Here is a 16667-nt window from a genome sequence, read left to right as displayed (position 1 = left end):
TGGGCTGACAGCCGGATAGACGACAGATACCGTCACAGATGCCGATTTATCCGGTCCATCTAGGGCGGTGCCTGTGCGGTCGTGGTCAAAGCTGCCGATCGGCCGGGTGGTCCGGCTGGACGCGGACGCCGAGACCGTGGCACTGAGCATCGACCCGCTGCCCCCGGACGCGCCCGCCATCCTCACCTATCTCCCCGGCTTCCCCGGCTTCCCCGGCTTCCCCGGTCTCCCTGGTCTCCCCGGTCTCCCCGGTCTCCCCGGCGACGTACGATCCGTCACCGGCCTGGTCGCCTCCGTCCTGCGCGAGCTGGACGAGGCGGCCATCGCGCTGTTCCCGGCCTGGCTGCCCGGCGCCGACGGCATCACCGGCCCCGGCGGCGCACAGTTGCCCGCCGTCCGGTCGCTCGCCCTGCGCAGGGCCGCCGCCAGCGAGCACTACGGCCCGTTCCTGGCCGAACTGGCGCAGCGGGCGCTGACCGGCGGGCCCAGCCGATTCGGCCCTGAGGTACGGGCGGCAGGCCTGACCAGGGCACTGGCCGACAGCTTCGGCAGGGCGCACACGGCGATCCTGGTCCACGTCCCCGAAGGGCTCCAGGCCGCCGCGCAGGAGGTGCTCGTCGCGGGCTGCGAGTGGCTGGCCCACCGGGCGGGGGCCGGCGTGTGGCTCACGGGCGCGCCACTGAACGCCGTCGATCGAGTGGAGACGATACGACCGGACCTCGCGAACGCCCATCTCACGACGCCCGGCACTGGCACGTCCCGAGACACCACGCGCGGAGTCGATACGCGCGGAGACAATAGACCCGGAACTGGCACGCTTGGGGACAGCGGGCCCGAAACTGGCGCGCTTGCAAGCGGCAGGCCCGGAGCCAACTCGCTCGGAGACGGTGTGCCAGGCCGCATGTTCTATCCGGCGATCGCCGGTCGGCCACATCCCGGCAGCCCCGCAGAGCAGGCTCTCGAAGTGGCGCTGGCCGCGTGCGGGTGGGCGTCCGGCCGGGCCTGGAACCAGACGTACCGGCCGCGTCCGCTGGCCGCCCCGATCCGGCTGGACCTGCTCTGGGAGATGGAACGATGCGTGGTGGAGATCGACGGCGCCGACCACAGGGGCGCCGCCAAGTTCGCCGCCGACCGGGAGCGGGACGTGCGTCTCCAGCTTGATGGTTACGCCGTGCTGCGCTTTCTCGATGTCCAGGTGTTGACCGATACCGATACCGTGATCCGCCAGATCGCGCAGTTCCTGCGGGGTCGCCGCGGGACGGAAGGATAAGACATGTCGCACAATGGGCTCTCGCTTCCTGATTTCGCCGCTCTGGTGGTGCTGGCCGTCGAGGCCGGCGAGGTCTCCAACACCGAGCTGAAACAGCGGCACAAGCTGACGATCGACGGCCAGAGGCGGATCCGGCTCAACGACATGAAGCTCGTCGAGAGCAGGAAGTCCGGCCGCGTGTTCGTCCATGCGCTGACGGACTCGGGGTGGGCACGGCTGGCGGAGGACCTGCGTACGGGAACGCTCCCGCCGCAGACCGGCTCGTCCGGCGCGATGGCGCGGGCGCTGCTGACCTGGCTGCCCCGGTACATGGCGCGCACGGATCAGCGGCTCGCCGACGTCTTCCACCCCGGCGAAGAAACCACCGCCGAAACCACCGGCAGGACCGGGAACACGACCGGCAGCGAGACCGGCGGGCCCGACGAGCTGGAGACGCGCATCCGGGACGCCTACGCCGAACTGGCCACGCGTCCGGACGCGTGGGTCAGCCTGGCTGACCTCAGGATCCTGCTGGCGGACGTGCCGAGGGCTCGGGTGGACCGGACGCTCGTGCTCATGGAACGGCTTCCCGACGTCAACCTCGTCCCCGAGTCGAACCAGAAGACGCTCACACCCCAGGACCGCGAGTCGGCCGTGCTCATCGGCGACCAGCACAAGCACCTGCTGTGGATCGGCAGGCCATGACGGGCGGCGTACAGGACCTGGCCGCCCTCAGCTTCAACTACACCGAGAGCGCCGACGACGTATGGCAGCACTCCGATTACCACGTGGAGGGGCTGCACGGCGCCTCCACGAGGATTCTCCTCGATGGTCTGGCCGAGGCGGCGGGCCGCGGGGACGCCAGCCCCATCGGCGTGGTCATCCAGGGCCAGCGGGGCACGGGCAAGACCCACCTGCTCGGCTGGTTACGGGAGCAGGCGCAGCGCCAGGGCGGCTACTTCGTCCTGGTGGGCCTGCTGGACGCCAAGGGATTCTGGGAGAGCACCATGGTGTCGATCCTGGACAGCCTCTGGCGCCCGCGGGGCGACGGGCAGGTCCAGCTCGCGGTGTTCCTCGAACGCCTGGCGTCGGAGGTGGGCCTGTCGCGCATGGCCAGGCGGGCGATCACCGGTAAGAGGGCCGTCACCCGGGAGGAGCTGGACGCGTTCGTGACGGCGCTGCGCCGCCTGGACGCACAGGTCGGCAGGGAGTGCCAAGACACCGCGCGGGCGATGGTGCTGCTGGCCGGCACCGACCTCGGCCTGCAGGACCTGGGCGAGGCGTTCCTGTCGTCGGCCCCGGAAGGAGAGCCGGGTGAGCGCGCCCTGTGGGGCATCCGCCAGGTCGGCAGGACGCCGCAGGAGATCGTCAGGAACGTCTCACGCCTGATGGCGCTCACCGGCCCGACGATCATCGCCGTGGACCAGATCGACCCCCTGGTCGCCCAGTCCTCGACGGCGACCACCGGAGCCGCCAGGGACCCGGGCGAGACGGCCATGATCGAGCGCATCGCCGGCGGTCTCATGGCGCTGCGCGAGGTCACCCGCAGGACGCTGACCGTCGTGACCTGCATCCCCGCGACCTGGACGCTCGTCGAGGACGTGGCGGTGGACACGGTGCGCGACCGGTTCAGGCAGTCGGTCCAGCTCATGACCCTCCCGGACGCGGACACCGCGCGTACGCTCGTCGCCAAGCGCTTCGAGGTCCAGTACGGCGAGGCCGGGATCAAGCCTCCCTACCCCACGTGGCCGGTGCGGCCCGAGGCGTTCGAACAGGCGCCCGGTTTCACACCGCGCCAGCTCCTCATCCGGATCGACCGGCATGTCCGCGCCTGCCTGCTGGACGACGAGGTCAGGGAGCTGACCGGGTTCGCCGCCACGCCCCCGGCCGATGAGCCGGCCCTTACGCTCGCCCACGAGCACGCCCTGCCGCCGGCCGCCGACCTGGGGGCGCTCGACGCCCGGTTCGCGGAGCTCCGGGACGGCGGGCAGGCGCCGCGGGTCGACCAGGTGACCGAGGACAGGACGATGCCAGCGCTGCTGGCGGCCGGGCTGTCCGCCTGGATCGCCGAGCAGGCGGAGCCCGGCATCGCGTTCAGCGTGGATCCGCCGCCCAGCTCCAAGCCGCCCCTGCACGCGCGGTTACGCCGTACCCTCGACGAGGCCAGGGAGGACGAGGTCCACTGGGCCTTCCGCGCGGTCACCGCCGGGCACGGCAACGCCGCACTGAACCGGATCCGCAAGGCGTCCGTGGCGGCCGGACTGGATGCCGAGGTGCCGAAGCGGCGCCTGTTCCTGCTGCGGAACGCGCCCTGGTCCACGGGGACGGCGACGCAGGCGGCCATCGCGGCCTTCGAGCAGGCCGGTGGCCGGACGTTGCGCTGGAGTGATGACGATCTGAGGGTGCTCGCCGCGCTCAAGGCACTGCTCGCCGAGAACCCACCGCACCTGACCGCCTGGCTGGCGGAACGCCGCCCGACGGTCGCGGTGTCGTTCCTGCGCGAGGCCCTGGCCGACGCATGGAGCGTTCCCGCGAGCGCGCTGGGCCCGGCCAGAACGGCGGGCGCGACCACCCCAGGCGCAGTCACCCCAGGCGCGGTAACCCCAGGCGAGATCTCCCCAGGCGCGACCCCCTCAGGCGCAGTCTCCCCGGGCGCAGTCTCCTCAGGCGCGGTCTCCCCGGGCGCAGTCTCCCCGGGCGCGGTCTCCCCGGGCGAGACGACAGCCCGGCAGACTCCGCCCGTGAGCACCACCACTCCGCCGCCTCTGCCCGTGAGCGCGGTCGGGTCGGGTGAGACGACGGCTCCGCAGCCTGCGGTCGTGAGTGCGCATCACCGTGGCGGCCCCGGTCCCGCGACGCGCGTGCCGTACCTCGCGATAGGCAGGAGGATGGCCGACGGCGCGCCCGTGAGCGTGGCGCTGGAGGCGCTCAGGAAGCATGTGACGATCTTCGCGGGAACCGGCTCGGGCAAGACCGTGCTCATCCGGCGGCTGGTCGAGGAGTGCGCGCTGCTCGGCGTCTCCGCCATCGTGCTCGACCCGAACAACGACCTGGCCAGGCTGGGCGAGCGCTGGCCGGAGGCGCCGCCGGACTGGGAGGACGGGGACGAGCGCCGGGCCGGGGAGTATCTGGCGGGCACCGACGTCGTGGTCTGGACGCCGGGCAGGGCGGGCGGGCGCCCGCTGAGCTTCCAGCCGCTGCCGGACTTCACCGGCCTGGCCGGCGATCCCGACGAGTTCACCGAGGCCGTGGAGGCCGCGGTCGCGTTCATCGTGCCGCGCATCAGGCTCGACGCCAACACGAACAAGGCGCACCTCGGGCAGGCCGTGCTCAGGAAGGCGCTGGCGTACCACGGCGTGCGGGGGGCGACGAGCCTCAAAGGCTTCGCCGCGTTGTTGTCCGACCTGCCGGACGGCGTGAGCGAGCTGGCCGACGCCCACCGTATCGCCGCCGAGCTCGCCCAGTCGCTGACCGCCGCCATGGACAACGATCCGCTGTTCGGCGGGGCCGGCACGCCGGTGGACCCCGGCCTGCTGGTGACCCCGCCGGAGGGGAAGCGGGCCAGGGTGTCGGTGATCAGCCTGGTCGGGCTGCCCTCTCTCGAACAGCGGCAGAGCTTCGTGAGCCAGTTGCAGATGGAGCTGTTCGTCTGGTTCAAGCGGCACCCGGCCCAGGACCGGCCGCTGGGGGCGCTGCTGGTGATGGACGAGGCGCAGACGTTCGCGCCCGCCGCCGGCACCGCGGCCTCCACCCGCAGCACCGTGCTGCTCGCCTCCCAGGCCCGCAAGTACGGCCTCGGCCTCGTCTTCGCCACCCAGGCGCCCAAGGGCCTGCACAACCACATCCCCGGCAACTCCGCCACGCAGTTCTTCGGCCTGCTGAACGCGCCGATCCAGATCTCCGCCGCCAGGGAGATGGCGCGCTCGAAGGGCGGCGACGTTCCGGACGTCTCGCGGCTGAGCTCGGGTGAGTTCTACGTGGCGCTGGAGGGCGGCGCGTTCGTCAAGACGCGGGTGCCCATGTGCCTGACGCGGCACCCCAAGTCCCCGCTGACCACGGAAGAGGTCATCGAGAAGAGCAGAGGCTGACCAACACCAAAGGAGCGCTCCCCGGGCTGCGGTCGGGGGAGCGCTCCTTCGGGTCAGGCGCCGCTCAGCGCAAGGCCAGGCGCCGCATCAGCGCAGGGCCAGACGCCACTCAGCGCAGGTCCAGGCGCCGCATCAGCGCAGGTCCAGGCGCCGCGTCAGCGCAGGTCCGGGCGCCGCGTCAGCGCGGGCCGTAAGCGCCGGTCAGCGCAGGGCGTAGGCGCGGATCACCTCCTGCGACAACGTGTTGCCGTTGACGTCGGAGGCCTTCAGCCGCAGCGAGACGAACCCGGACGGCGACCGGTCGAGCGTCGTCTCGTAGGACCGGTCGCCCTTGGCGCGCAGGCGGGCCGGCTTCCAGGTGGCGCCGTCGTCGTAGGACACCTCAAGCGCGACGTCCTTGACCGCGCTCTGCGCCGCGCCCTCCTGGTGGCGGAGGGTGAGGCCGAGCTTGTGCGACCTGGCCTGGTTCTTCAGGTCCACCGGCGCGTCGAACGAGGCCAGCAGCAGCGGGATCACGGTCGTCCCCTCGGCCCGCTCCGAGCCGAACGTCCACACGCCACGCGTGCGGGTGGACATCTTGGCCCAGGCGGCCTCGTTCGTGAGGTCGTACTCGATCCGGTATGTGCCCTTCTCCGCGGGCAGCGTCCCCGACGCCTTCGGCAGGTAGTTCGTCTGCCACAGCAGCGTGTCGCCCTGGTAGAGCCGGAAGTCGGTCTTCATGCCGTGCTCGAAGTCGCTGCTGTAGGCATCCCCGTAGTTGCCCTGGGCGTCCACGAAGCCCTGCATCGACATGCGCAGCAGGTCGCCCTCCCGGCGCAGCGGATTGCGCGGGTTGATGCCGGGCAGCAGCGGCTGCTTGAGCACGGTGCGGCTGACCTTCTCGCCCGCCTCGTACGGCCGGAACTCCGGCGACGACATCGAGGCCAGCGGCGTGGCGGTGTGCGGCCACATGTTGTTGTAGGACCGCTCCGGCGCACCCGCCGACGTGCTCCACCGCAGGTCGGGATCGGGGGTGACATAGTCGGTACGGGTACGCGGCGTCTTGGCCATGGGGTGGTTCGTCGAGATCGACAAGGTGTCCCAGGGCTCGAAGACGAAGCGGGACTCGTTGCCCGTCACGTCGTCGGCGAGCTGGCTGTGGAAGCCGGTCTCGATCTTGGCCAGGGACTTGGCGCGGACCACGTACTTGAGGGAGTCGCGGACGCGGCCCTGCTCGCGCAGGAACAGGTCGTAGACGTACGGGCTGGCCACGATGCCCTTGGCCACGATCGGCACGGGCAGGCGGCGCAGCCGCTCGACCAGCTTCAGCCCCTCCTCCTGGGTCAGCCGCACGGTCGGGACCGCCAGCTTGACCTTGTTGCCGCCGGTGCTGACGTCGGCGCCAGGCGTGTCGCTGTAGATCGCCACCATCGCCGCCCCGGCCGCCGCGGCGGCGTTGGACTGGGTGGAGACGGGCACGCCGTCGGTGCGGCGGATGACGGCGAGCTTGCCACGCAGGTCGCGGGCCTTGATCTCCGCGGTGGTGCCGCGGCCGGCGTCCACGGCCAGGAGCAGGCGGGTGCCGTCGAGGCGCGGGTACTCGGTGGAGTAGTCGCTGAACTGGACAGGGTCGACGTACTGGGGGTCCAGCTTCAGGCCCAGGGTGGTGAGGGTGATCTCGGGGGCCTTCAGCCGCCAGCGGGTGGAGACGACGAACGTGCCCTTGGTGACCTTCTTGGTGGGCTGGACGAACAGGCGCTCCTCGACCTGCCCGCCGGGCGTGATCGTGGTGCCGCCGCGCAGCGCGGTGCCCTGTTCACCGGCCCGGTACCACATGAGGGCGGCGGCCGAGCCCGTGTTCCGCTTGGTCGTGTGGTCGGGGGTCTCGACGTTGACCTCGACGGCCTTGCGGGCGTCCAGGACGACCTCGGTGTTCTCGGTGATCTTCATTTCCGGGTCGCCGAGCAGGCTCTCGTTGAGCGGCTTGCCGGTGGTGGTGCTGTCCTGCGTGGCCGGCATGGTGAAGATGTGGCCGAGCACGGAGTAGGTGCCGGGCGTGACGAGCAGGCAGGTGCCGGAGCCGTACTTGGCGTCGGTGCACGGCTGGGCGGGGTCGCCGGGCAGCACGCGGCCGACCAGGGTGCCCTCGTCCAGGTTCAGGACGGTGAAGCCGCCGCGGCCGTTACGGCCGTCGCGGGCGATGCCGCGTACGCGCAGCTCGACCCGCTTGGTCTCGACGCGCGCCGTCAGCAGCGTGCGCACGCCCGCCGCCGTCAGTTCCTGGCGCACCAGTCCGGCCTTGTCCGCCTTGAGCGTGACCTTGGCCTCGGCGGTGCCGCCCGCGGGCACGGTGAGCTTGGCCGGTTCGACGGTGAACGCGTCCCCGCCGGTCAGGTCCAGCTCGGCGGGCGTCTGGCCGAGGTTGTGGTAGCCGACGGCGAGGGTCTTCTCCTCGCCGGGGGCGAGGGTGCCGAAGTTGAGCGAGCCCGCCGAGGCCACGACCGAGCCCTTGAGCGCGGCGGCCACGTCGATGCGGCCGCTGCCCTGCGCGTCCACGGCGATGTCCTGGCCGGGCTTGGCGGTCGCCATGAGCAGCGACTTCAGCTCGTTGCCCGTGATCCCGGGGCGGGCCTGGCGCAGCAGCGCCGCCGCGCCCGCCACGTGCGGGGTGGCCATGGAGGTGCCGGACATCGTGGTGCGGCCCCCGCCCGACTTGGCGGCGGTGATGTTCACACCGGGCGCGGTGACGTCGGGCTTGACCTCCTGGGTGGCGATGACCGGGCCCCTGCTGGAGAAGACGGCGAGCTTGTCCTGCTTGTCCACCGCGCCGACGGTCAGCGCCTCGGGGGCGTCGCCGGGAGAGTGCACGCAGGAGTCGCAGCCGTCGTTGCCCGCGGCGGCCACGAACAACGTCCCGTACTGCTGGGTGAGCTTGGACAGCGCCTCGGTGAGCGGGCCGCCCGGCGCGTCCGGGTCGCCCAGGCTCATGTTGACGATCTGAGCGTGCTTCTCGCCGGCCGCCCACTCCATGCCGTCGATGATCCAGGACGTCTGTCCGTAGCCGTCGGCGGCCAGTACCCGGCCGTTGATCAGCGTCGCGCCGGGCGCCACGCCCTTGGCGCCGCCGTCGGCGCCGGTGCCCGCGATCGTGCTGGCGACGTGGGTGCCGTGGCCGTGGGGGTCGCCGGCGGCGTTCTCGCCGGTGAAGTCGCGCTGGTCGGCGACCTTGCCCGCGAGGTCGGCGTGGGTGGCGTCGACGCCGGTGTCGAGCACGGCCACGGTGGTGCCGGTGCCGTCGTATCCGGCGGCCCATGCCTCGGGCGCGCCGATCTGCGGCACGCTGTCCTCCAGCACCGGCTCCACCTTGCGGTCGAGCCAGATCTTCGACACGCCGGCCAGCGGTCCCGCCGCGCGGGTCTGCGGGGACGGGGAGGCCAGCTTGGCCAGCTCCGCCCCGAACGCCGCCGCGTCCCCGTCGGCCACCGACACGGCCGCGCCGCCGATGCTCTCCAGCGTGCGGACCTGCTTGACGGCCGGAAGCGCCGCCTTGGCGGCGTTGGCCGCGTAGGTGACGATGAGCGGGATCGAGGAGCCGTACTCCTGCTCCGACAGCGCCGTCACGTTGAACAACTCGGTGTCGAGCCGCTCGGGGACCAGGGTGGCGACGTCGTCGGGGATGACCGTCACCCCGCGCTCGCCCTCCAGCACCTGGAACGTCGGCACGGAGCCGTCGGCCCGGGGCGCGGGGGTGACCGTGACCGCCTTGTGCTCGCCGTCCACGGCTCGCACCTGCACCTGGTCACCGGTGATCAGGGTGATCTCATCGCTCTGCGCCGACGCCGTGAACGTGGCGGGCGGAGCGGTGGTCGCGTGTGCGCCGGGGGCGGCGAGCAGCGAGGCCGCCACGATCGTGGAGACGGCTGTCGCCGTCCCCCGCCTCACCCGGCTTAAGCCACGCAGCATGAACGACCTCCAGAAATCGGTAAGCACAACTACCGAATTCCTAGTCATCCTGAGCTGCGGTGTCTACGAGATCGACGTGGCCAGATCCTGACTTGTCGCATATCCGCCAACGCTCGCCCTGCCGGATGGGCAACGTGGGCTCGCGTAACGGCGGCCCGCCGCTGATGGGTCAGCGGGCGTTTCCTGGAGGGCCGCCAGCCGGAGTGCGGCGGGTGGCAGACCACGGCAGCGCGTAGGAGATAAACCGTTTTAGTCTCCGGGCGGCGCCGTGCTCCGGCGGACGACGAGGCGGGGGGTGGCCGTTTTGACGTCCCGCCGGGCGCCCGGGTCGGCGATCACCTCCAGCATCACCTCAGCCACCTGCCCGCCCAGCGCCACCGTGTCCCGCGACAACGACGTGATGCTCGGATGCGTGACCCGCGTCAGCACCGAGTCGTCGAAGGCCACGATGGACAACTCTCCCGGCACCCGCACCCCCATCTCCATCGCCACGCCCAGCCCGGCCAGCGCCATCACGTCACTGTCGTAGACGATCGCGCTGGGCCGCCCCCGCGACAACAACGTCCTGGTCGCGGCCGCCCCTTCGGCGTCGCTGAAGTCGGTGGGCAGCGACACCGCCTCCACCAGCCCGAGCCGCCTGACCGAGTCGCGCAGCGCGCGCATGCGCCGCTGCGTGTGCCGCAGCCCCGGCAGCCCCGCCACGTGCGCGATCCGCCGGTGCCCGAGCGCGGCGAGGTAGTCGACCACCGACAACATGGCCTCCCGGTCGTCGGCCCACACGCTGGACAGCGACGCGTGCCCGCCGGACCCGCCGAGCACGACGGCCGGCACGCCCAGCTCCTTCAGCGCCGCGAAGCGCGGGTCGCGCACCTTGGGATCGATCAGGATGAACCCATCCACCCGGTGCGCCGACGTCCATTCCCGGTAGACCGCGATCTCGGCCTCTGCGTCCTCGACGACCAGCAGGTGCATCGCCACCTGCTGCTCCGACAACCTGGCCTGCAGCCCGGACAGGAGGTGGGCGAAGAACGGCTCGACGCCCAGCGTGCTGGCGGGCCGGGCGATCACCAGCCCGACCGCATCCGCCCTGGCGCCCCCGAGCGCCCTGGCCGCGCTGTGCGGGCGCCAGTTCATCTCCCTGGCCGCCTCGAGGATGCGGGCCCTGGTCGCCTCGCTGACGCCGGGCCGCCCGTTGAGCGCGAACGACACCGCGCCCTTGGACACCCCGACCCGCTGCGCGATGTCGGCGATCGTGGGTCGGCCCAACGCGTGCTCCTTGTCCAAGCGCCCCTATTGACAGCGGAGTCTAGCCCGGTAGATAGTCCCGCAACTAGAGCGGTTTAGTACCGAAGGAGAGCGTCATGCGAAGGTACTGGGCAGGACTGGCCCTGGTCGCCACGATCGCGGGCTGCGGGCTCGGCGGGACGGAACCCGAGGCGGCCGCCCCGGCGGCGAGCACGAGCGGCGAGGTGAAGGGCAAGGTCAGCCTGCAGACGTGGGCGCTGAAACCGAAGTTCACCGACTACGTGCAGGGCGTCATCGACGGCTTCGAGAAGAAGTATCCGGGCACCGAGGTCGAATGGCTCGACCAGCCCGCCGAAGGTTACTCGGACAAGGTCCTCGCCCAGGCCGCCGGCGGCACGCTGCCCGACGTCGTCAACCTGCCCCCGGACTTCGCCGTCCCGCTCATCAGGCAGGGCATCCTCCTGGACGTGGCCCAGGCCGACCGGAGACTGGCCGCCGAGTACGTCCCCGGCGCCCTCGACGCCTACAAGTACCCCGGCGTCCAGGGCACCTACGGCTACCCCTGGTACCTCAACACCGACGTCAACTACTGGAACACCGAACTGCTCACCAAGAACGGCCTCGACCCGGACAAGCTCCCCACCACCCTCGACGAGCTCATCGCCCAGGGCAGGATCATGAAGGAGAAGTCCGGCGGCAAGGTCTACCTGATGAGCCGCCGCCCCGAGCTCGGCGACCTGACCAACGCCGGTGTGCCGATCATGTCGCCCGACGGGACCCGTTTCACCTTCAACACCCCGCAGGCGGTGGCGCTGCTGGACACCTACAGGAACGCCTTCAAGGACGGCCTGCTCCCCCGCGACGTGCTCACCGACACCTACGCCGGCAACGCCAAGCTCTTCAACGAGGGCCCGGTCGCCTGGACGACCGGCGGCGGCAACTACATCACGAGCCTGGCCACCGACAACCCGACGCTCGCCCCCAAGGTCGTGCCGTCCTCCGCGATGGGCACCCCGCCCCTCTACGTGCAGGGCCTGTCGATCTCCCAGAGGACCGCGAACGCGCCCGCCGCGCTCGCCCTGGCCCGCTGGGTGACCAGCGCCGAGAACCAGGCCGCCTTCGCCCATCTGGTGAACGTCTTCCCCAGCACCACGTCCTCGGCGAACGACCCGTTCTTCAGCAAGAGCGACGGCGGCAACTCGGGCGAGGCCAAGGTGATCGCGTTCGAGTCGCTGGCCAAGGCGAAGGTGCTGGAGCCCGTGCAGGTCACCGAGGCGATGAAGAAGCTGGTCAGGCAGCAGTTCGCGCTGGCCATCAGCGGTGAGGTCACCTCGAAGGAGGCGCTGGACGCCGCCGTGGCCAAGTGCGACGAGCTGCTGAAGAGCTGATGGCGCACCACCGCTGGTTCACGCCGTGGGTGCTGGTGGCGCCCGCCGCGCTCTGGTTGTTCGCGTTCTCGGTGTGGCCGTCGATCAACACGGTGGTGCTGGCGTTCACCAACGCCAAGCCGCTCGGCGGCGGCCACTTCACCGGACTGGCCAACTTCGAGCGTGCGCTGAACGACGACCAGCTCGTGGACGCGCTGGTCAACAGCATCGTGTTCATGCTGGTCTGCCTGCCGTTGCTGACGGTGCTGCCGCTGCTGATCGCGATCCTGGTGGAGAAGCGGCTGCCCGGCATCACGTTCTTCCGCACCGCCTTCTACACGCCGGTGGTGGCCTCGGCCGTGGTGGTGGCGCTGATCTGGGGGTGGCTGCTGGACGACCGGGGCCTGGTGAACGGGTTCGCGCAGTGGCTGGGCGTCGTGGCGGCGCCGGTGCCGTTCCTGACCGACCGGTGGTTGCTGCTGTTCAGCGCGATCAGCCTGACCGTCTGGAAGGGCCTCGGCTACTACATGATCATCTACCTGTCGGCGCTCGGGAACGTCCGCCGTGAGCTGCACGAGGCCGCCGCCGTGGACGGCGCGGGCCCGGTGCGCCGCTTCCTGAGCGTCACCGTGCCCGGCGTGCGCAACACGATGTTGCTGGTCTCGGTGCTGGTGTCGGTCTCGGCGCTGCGCGTGTTCTCTGAGCTGTACGTGCTCTCGAACGGCACCGGCGGCCCCGGCGGCCGGGACATGTCGCTGGTGATGCTCATCCAGCTCTACAGCCGCGGTTTCACCGGCCACCTCGGCTACGCCTCCGCGCTGAGCCTGGTGCTGCTGGTCGTCACGATCGGCCCGATGCTGGCGCTGCTGCGGCTCAACAGGAAGGCGGCCTGACATCAACAGAGTCACCACGCGCGAGAAGGCCCTGCGGTACGCCCTGCTCCTGCTCGTGCTGGCCCTCACCCTCTCGCCGTTCCTGTGGCAGCTCTCGACCTCGCTCAAGAGCCTCCAGGAGGACATCTACACCGGCACGCCGGGTTTCCTGCCCGAGCAGCCGACCCTGTCGAACTACGCCGAGGTCGCCGAGACCATCCCCGTCTGGTCGTACGCGGTCAACTCGCTGATCGTGGCGGCCATCGTGGTCGCGGGCAACGCCGCCGGCGCGACGATGGCCGGGTTCGCCCTGGCCAAGCTGCGTTTCAGGGGCGCGAAGCTGCTGCTCGGGCTCTTCCTCGCAACGCTCGTGCTGCCCGGCGAGGTGACGATCGTCTCCCAGTACGTCACCGTCCGCTCCCTGGGCCTGGCCGACACGCTGCTGGGGGTGGCGTTGCCGGGCGCCATCGGGATGCTTAACGTTCTGTTGATGCGTACCGCGTTCCAGGCGATTCCTCCAGAAATGGACGAAGCCGCGATCATCGACGGAGCGACGACGTGGCAGCGCCTTCGCCACATCGGCCTGCCGAACGTGCGCGGCATGCTCAGCGTGATCACGATCTTCGCCTTCATCGGCGCCTGGGACGACTTCCTCTGGCCCTTGATCGTGCTGACCGATCCCGGCCACTACACGCTCACCGTCGGCCTGCAGTACCTGAACGGCACGTTCAGCGCCAACCCCAGGCTGATCGCGGCGGGGACGATGATCTCGTTCCTGCCTATCGTGATCGTGTTCGCCGCGCTCCAGCGCTTCTTCTTCAAGGGTGTAGAGGAAGGTGCCATCAAAGGCTGATAAATCACCATCTGTTGAGGAGCCCACCTGATGCATGACGACCGCGACCTGGTCGAAGCCCGCCTCACGCGTGTCCTGGGCGAGCGGATCCGTCCGGCGATCTACCCGGAGTCCGTGCCGCTGGAGGTGTCCGTCTGGCACGCGCCCGGAGAGCCAGTGCCGGTGGCGGAGGGCCTGGCCGCGACGCCGGAGCCGATCGCGGTGGGCGACCTCTGGGGTCCGCCGTGGGGCACGAGCTGGTTCACCGTGACCGGCACCGTCCCCGTGGAGTGGGCGGGGCGGACCGTCGAGGCGATCCTGGACCTGGGCTTCGACGAGAACAAGACGGGTTTCCAGTGCGAGGGCCTGGTCTACCGTCCCGACGGCACCCCGGTGAAGGGCCTCAACCCGCGCACCCAGTGGGTGCGCGTCGGCTCCCCCGCCGAGGGCGGTGAGCAGGTACGCCTGCACGTCGAGGCCGCCTCCAACCCGGTCATTCTGGACTACCACCCCTTCCTGCCGACGAACCTGGGCGACAAGGAGACGGCCGGCGCCGACCCGCTGTACCAGCTGGCCCGCATGGACCTGGCCGTCTTCGACCAGCCGGTGTGGGAGCTGGTCATGGACCTGGAGGTGCTCGGCGAGCTGATGCGGGAGCTGCCCGTGGACAGCGCCCGCCGCTGGGAGATCCTGCGCGCCGTGGACCGGGCGCTGGACGCGGTGGACCTGCAGGACGTGGGCGGCACGGCGGCCGTCGCCAGGGCCGAGCTGACCGGGGTGTTGTCCTCCAGGGCGGTGCCCTCGGCGCACCGGATCACCGCGGTCGGGCACGCGCACATCGACTCGGCCTGGTTGTGGCCGCTGCGCGAGACCGTGCGCAAGGTGGCCCGCACCGCCGCGAACATGACCGCGCTGCTGGAGGACGAGCCGGACTTCGTGTTCGCGATGTCGCAGGCGCAGCAGTGGGCGTGGATCAAGGAGCACCGGCCCGAGGTGTGGGCGAGGGTGACCAAGGCGGTGGCCGCGGGCCGGTTCGTCCCGACGGGCGGCATGTGGGTGGAGTCCGACACGAACATGCCCGGTTCCGAGGCCATGGCCAGGCAGTTCGTACACGGCAAACGTTTCTTCATCGACGAGTTCGGGGTGGACAACGAGGAGGTGTGGCTGCCGGACACGTTCGGGTTCGCGGCCGGGCTGCCGCAGATCATCAAGGCGGCCGGGTCGAAGCGGCTGCTCACGCAGAAGATCTCATGGAGCCAGACCAACACCTTCCCGCACCACACGTTCCTGTGGGAGGGCATCGACGGGACGCGCATCTTCACGCACTTCCCGCCGGTCGACACCTACAACTGCTCGATGCGGGGCGGCGAGCTGGCGCACGCGGCCCGCAACTTCAAGGACAAGGGCGTGGCGCGGCACTCCCTGGCCCCGACCGGCTACGGCGACGGGGGCGGCGGCACGACCCGGGAGATGGTGGCCAAGGCGGCCCGGGTACGCGACCTCGAGGGCTCGCCGACGGTCACGTGGGAGACGCCTGACGACTTCTTCGCCAAGGCCGAGGCCGAATACCCGAACCCGCCCGTCTGGGTCGGTGAGCTCTACCTGGAGCTGCACCGGGCCACGCTGACCAGCCAGGCCAAGACCAAGCAGGGCAACCGGCGCAGCGAGTCGTTGTTGCGGGAGGCCGAGTTGTGGGCGGCGACGGCGGCCGTCCGGGCGGGGGCGGCCTATCCGTACGAGGCGCTGGACCGGCTCTGGAAGACGGTGCTGCTGCACCAGTTCCACGACATCCTGCCGGGGTCGTCGATCGCGTGGGTGCACCGGGAGGCGCGCAGGACGTACGAGACGGTGGCGCGGGAACTGGACGCGGTCATCGACACCGCCCAGCACGCGCTGGCGGGCGGGCCGTCCGGCGGCGTCCTGGTCTTCAACGGCGCCCCGCACGCCCGCCACGGCGTGCCCGCCGGCGGCGCCGCACCGGCGGCCGGCCGGGCCCCGGCGCAGGCGAGCCCGAGGGAGGGCGGCGGCTACGTGCTGGCCGACGACCTGCTCAGGGTGGAGATCGACGCGCGCGGCCTGGTCGTGTCGGCCTACGACCTGCGGTCGGGCAGGGAGACGGTCGCGCCGGGCCGGGCGGCCAACCTGCTGCAGCTCCACCCCGACTTCCCGAACAAGTGGGACGCCTGGGACGTGGACGAGTTCTACCGCAACACGGTCACCGACCTCACCGACGCCGGAGAGGTACGCCTCGACGGCGACGTGGTCGTGGTCAGGCGCTCCTTCGGCGAGTCGTCGGTCACCCAGCGGCTCACGCTCACCGAGGGGCGGCTGGAGATCGACACGGAGGTGGACTGGCACGAGAGCGAGAAGTTCCTCAAGCTGGCCTTCCCGCTGGACGTGCGCGCCGACCGGTACGCCTCCGAGAGCCAGTTCGGCCACGCCTTCCGCGCCACCCACACCAACACGAGCTGGGAGGCGGCCAAGTTCGAGGCGTGCAACCACCGTTTCGTGCACGTGGAGGAGCCCGGCTGGGGCGTGGCGCTGGTCACCGACTCGACCTACGGCCACGACGTCACCCGCGACGTGGACGAGCACGGCACGACCACGACGCTGCGTGTCTCGCTGCTGCGCGCCCCGCGTTTCCCCGACCCGGAGACCGACCAGGGCGAGCACCGCTTCCGCCACGTGCTCGTGCCGGGCGCCGAGATCGGCGACGCGGTGCGCGAGGGCTACTTCGTCAACCTGCCCGAGCGCCGCGTGCCCGGCGGCGCCCCCGTCGAGCCGCTGGTCACGGTGGACGACGACGCCGTCGTGGTGACGGCGGTCAAGCTGGCCGATGACGAGAGCGGCGACGTGATCGTCCGCTTCCACGAGTCCAGGGGCGGCCGGGCCACGGCCACCCTGCGCGCGGGCTTCCCCGTCGCGGAAGCGGTCACCACGGACCTGCTGGAGCGGCCCACGGGCGAGCCGCGGCGCCAGGGGGAGGAGATCCCCGTGACGCTACGGCCGTTCGAGCTGGTCACGCTGCGGTTGAAGCGCGCGTAACCGCACGCTCCCTTCCGTGTTGTCCGG

At 71.1% G+C, this 16667-nt stretch carries 9 protein-coding genes; 7 read left to right on the top strand and 2 right to left on the bottom strand.

Annotation, left to right across the window (positions count from 1 at the left end):
- Positions 1-73: 73 nt before the first annotated feature.
- The 3 genes from ACFPZ3_RS11725 to ACFPZ3_RS11715 are packed head-to-tail and all read left to right on the top strand — an operon-like array spanning position 74 to position 5337.
- Positions 74-1270 (top strand): endonuclease domain-containing protein, encoded by a 1197-nt coding sequence (locus ACFPZ3_RS11725; RefSeq protein ID WP_379514044.1) that lies wholly within the window; start codon positions 74-76, stop codon positions 1268-1270.
- A gap of 3 nt (positions 1271-1273) precedes the next feature.
- Positions 1274-1954, top strand: a complete 681-nt coding sequence (locus ACFPZ3_RS11720) for a hypothetical protein (RefSeq protein WP_379514043.1) — start codon at positions 1274-1276, stop codon at positions 1952-1954.
- Complete coding sequence (locus ACFPZ3_RS11715) at positions 1951-5337, top strand: ATP-binding protein (RefSeq protein ID WP_379514042.1); 3387 nt, start codon at positions 1951-1953, stop codon at positions 5335-5337. The genes ACFPZ3_RS11720 and ACFPZ3_RS11715 overlap by 4 nt, the downstream gene beginning before the upstream one ends.
- Before the next feature lie 201 nt (positions 5338-5538).
- Here ACFPZ3_RS11715 and ACFPZ3_RS11710 read toward each other — a convergent pair whose 3' ends face one another.
- Together ACFPZ3_RS11710 and ACFPZ3_RS11705 are read right to left on the bottom strand one after the other, a co-directional pair.
- Positions 5539-9279, bottom strand: a complete 3741-nt coding sequence (locus ACFPZ3_RS11710) for a S8 family peptidase (protein ID WP_379514041.1) — start codon at positions 9277-9279, stop codon at positions 5539-5541.
- Between the two features lie 249 nt (positions 9280-9528).
- Positions 9529-10545, bottom strand: a complete 1017-nt coding sequence (locus tag ACFPZ3_RS11705; RefSeq protein ID WP_379514040.1) for a LacI family DNA-binding transcriptional regulator — start codon at positions 10543-10545, stop codon at positions 9529-9531.
- Between the two features lie 95 nt (positions 10546-10640).
- Between ACFPZ3_RS11705 and ACFPZ3_RS11700 the strand changes: the two genes are divergently transcribed.
- From ACFPZ3_RS11700 to ACFPZ3_RS11685, 4 genes are read left to right on the top strand one after another with little or no spacing between them, the layout of a single operon-like run.
- Positions 10641-11912 carry an ABC transporter substrate-binding protein gene (locus ACFPZ3_RS11700; RefSeq protein ID WP_379514039.1) on the top strand — a complete coding sequence of 424 codons (1272 nt, stop codon included), beginning with the start codon at positions 10641-10643 and terminating at the stop codon, positions 11910-11912.
- Positions 11888-12784, top strand: a complete 897-nt coding sequence (locus ACFPZ3_RS11695) for a carbohydrate ABC transporter permease (protein WP_379514038.1) — start codon at positions 11888-11890, stop codon at positions 12782-12784. Before ACFPZ3_RS11700 ends, ACFPZ3_RS11695 begins: the two co-directional genes overlap by 25 nt.
- A gap of 55 nt (positions 12785-12839) precedes the next feature.
- Positions 12840-13616 carry a carbohydrate ABC transporter permease gene (locus tag ACFPZ3_RS11690; protein ID WP_379514037.1) on the top strand — a complete coding sequence of 259 codons (777 nt, stop codon included), beginning with the start codon at positions 12840-12842 and terminating at the stop codon, positions 13614-13616.
- Positions 13617-13646: 30 nt separating this feature from the next.
- Entirely contained in the window at positions 13647-16640 is a 2994-nt protein-coding gene (locus ACFPZ3_RS11685) for an alpha-mannosidase (protein ID WP_379514036.1), read from the top strand.
- Positions 16641-16667 lie beyond the last annotated feature (27 nt).

The sequence above is a fragment of the Nonomuraea insulae genome (genome assembly GCF_042656245.1).
Note: the sequence above shows the minus strand (reverse complement) of the source record. Positions and strands in the feature narration are given on the sequence as shown.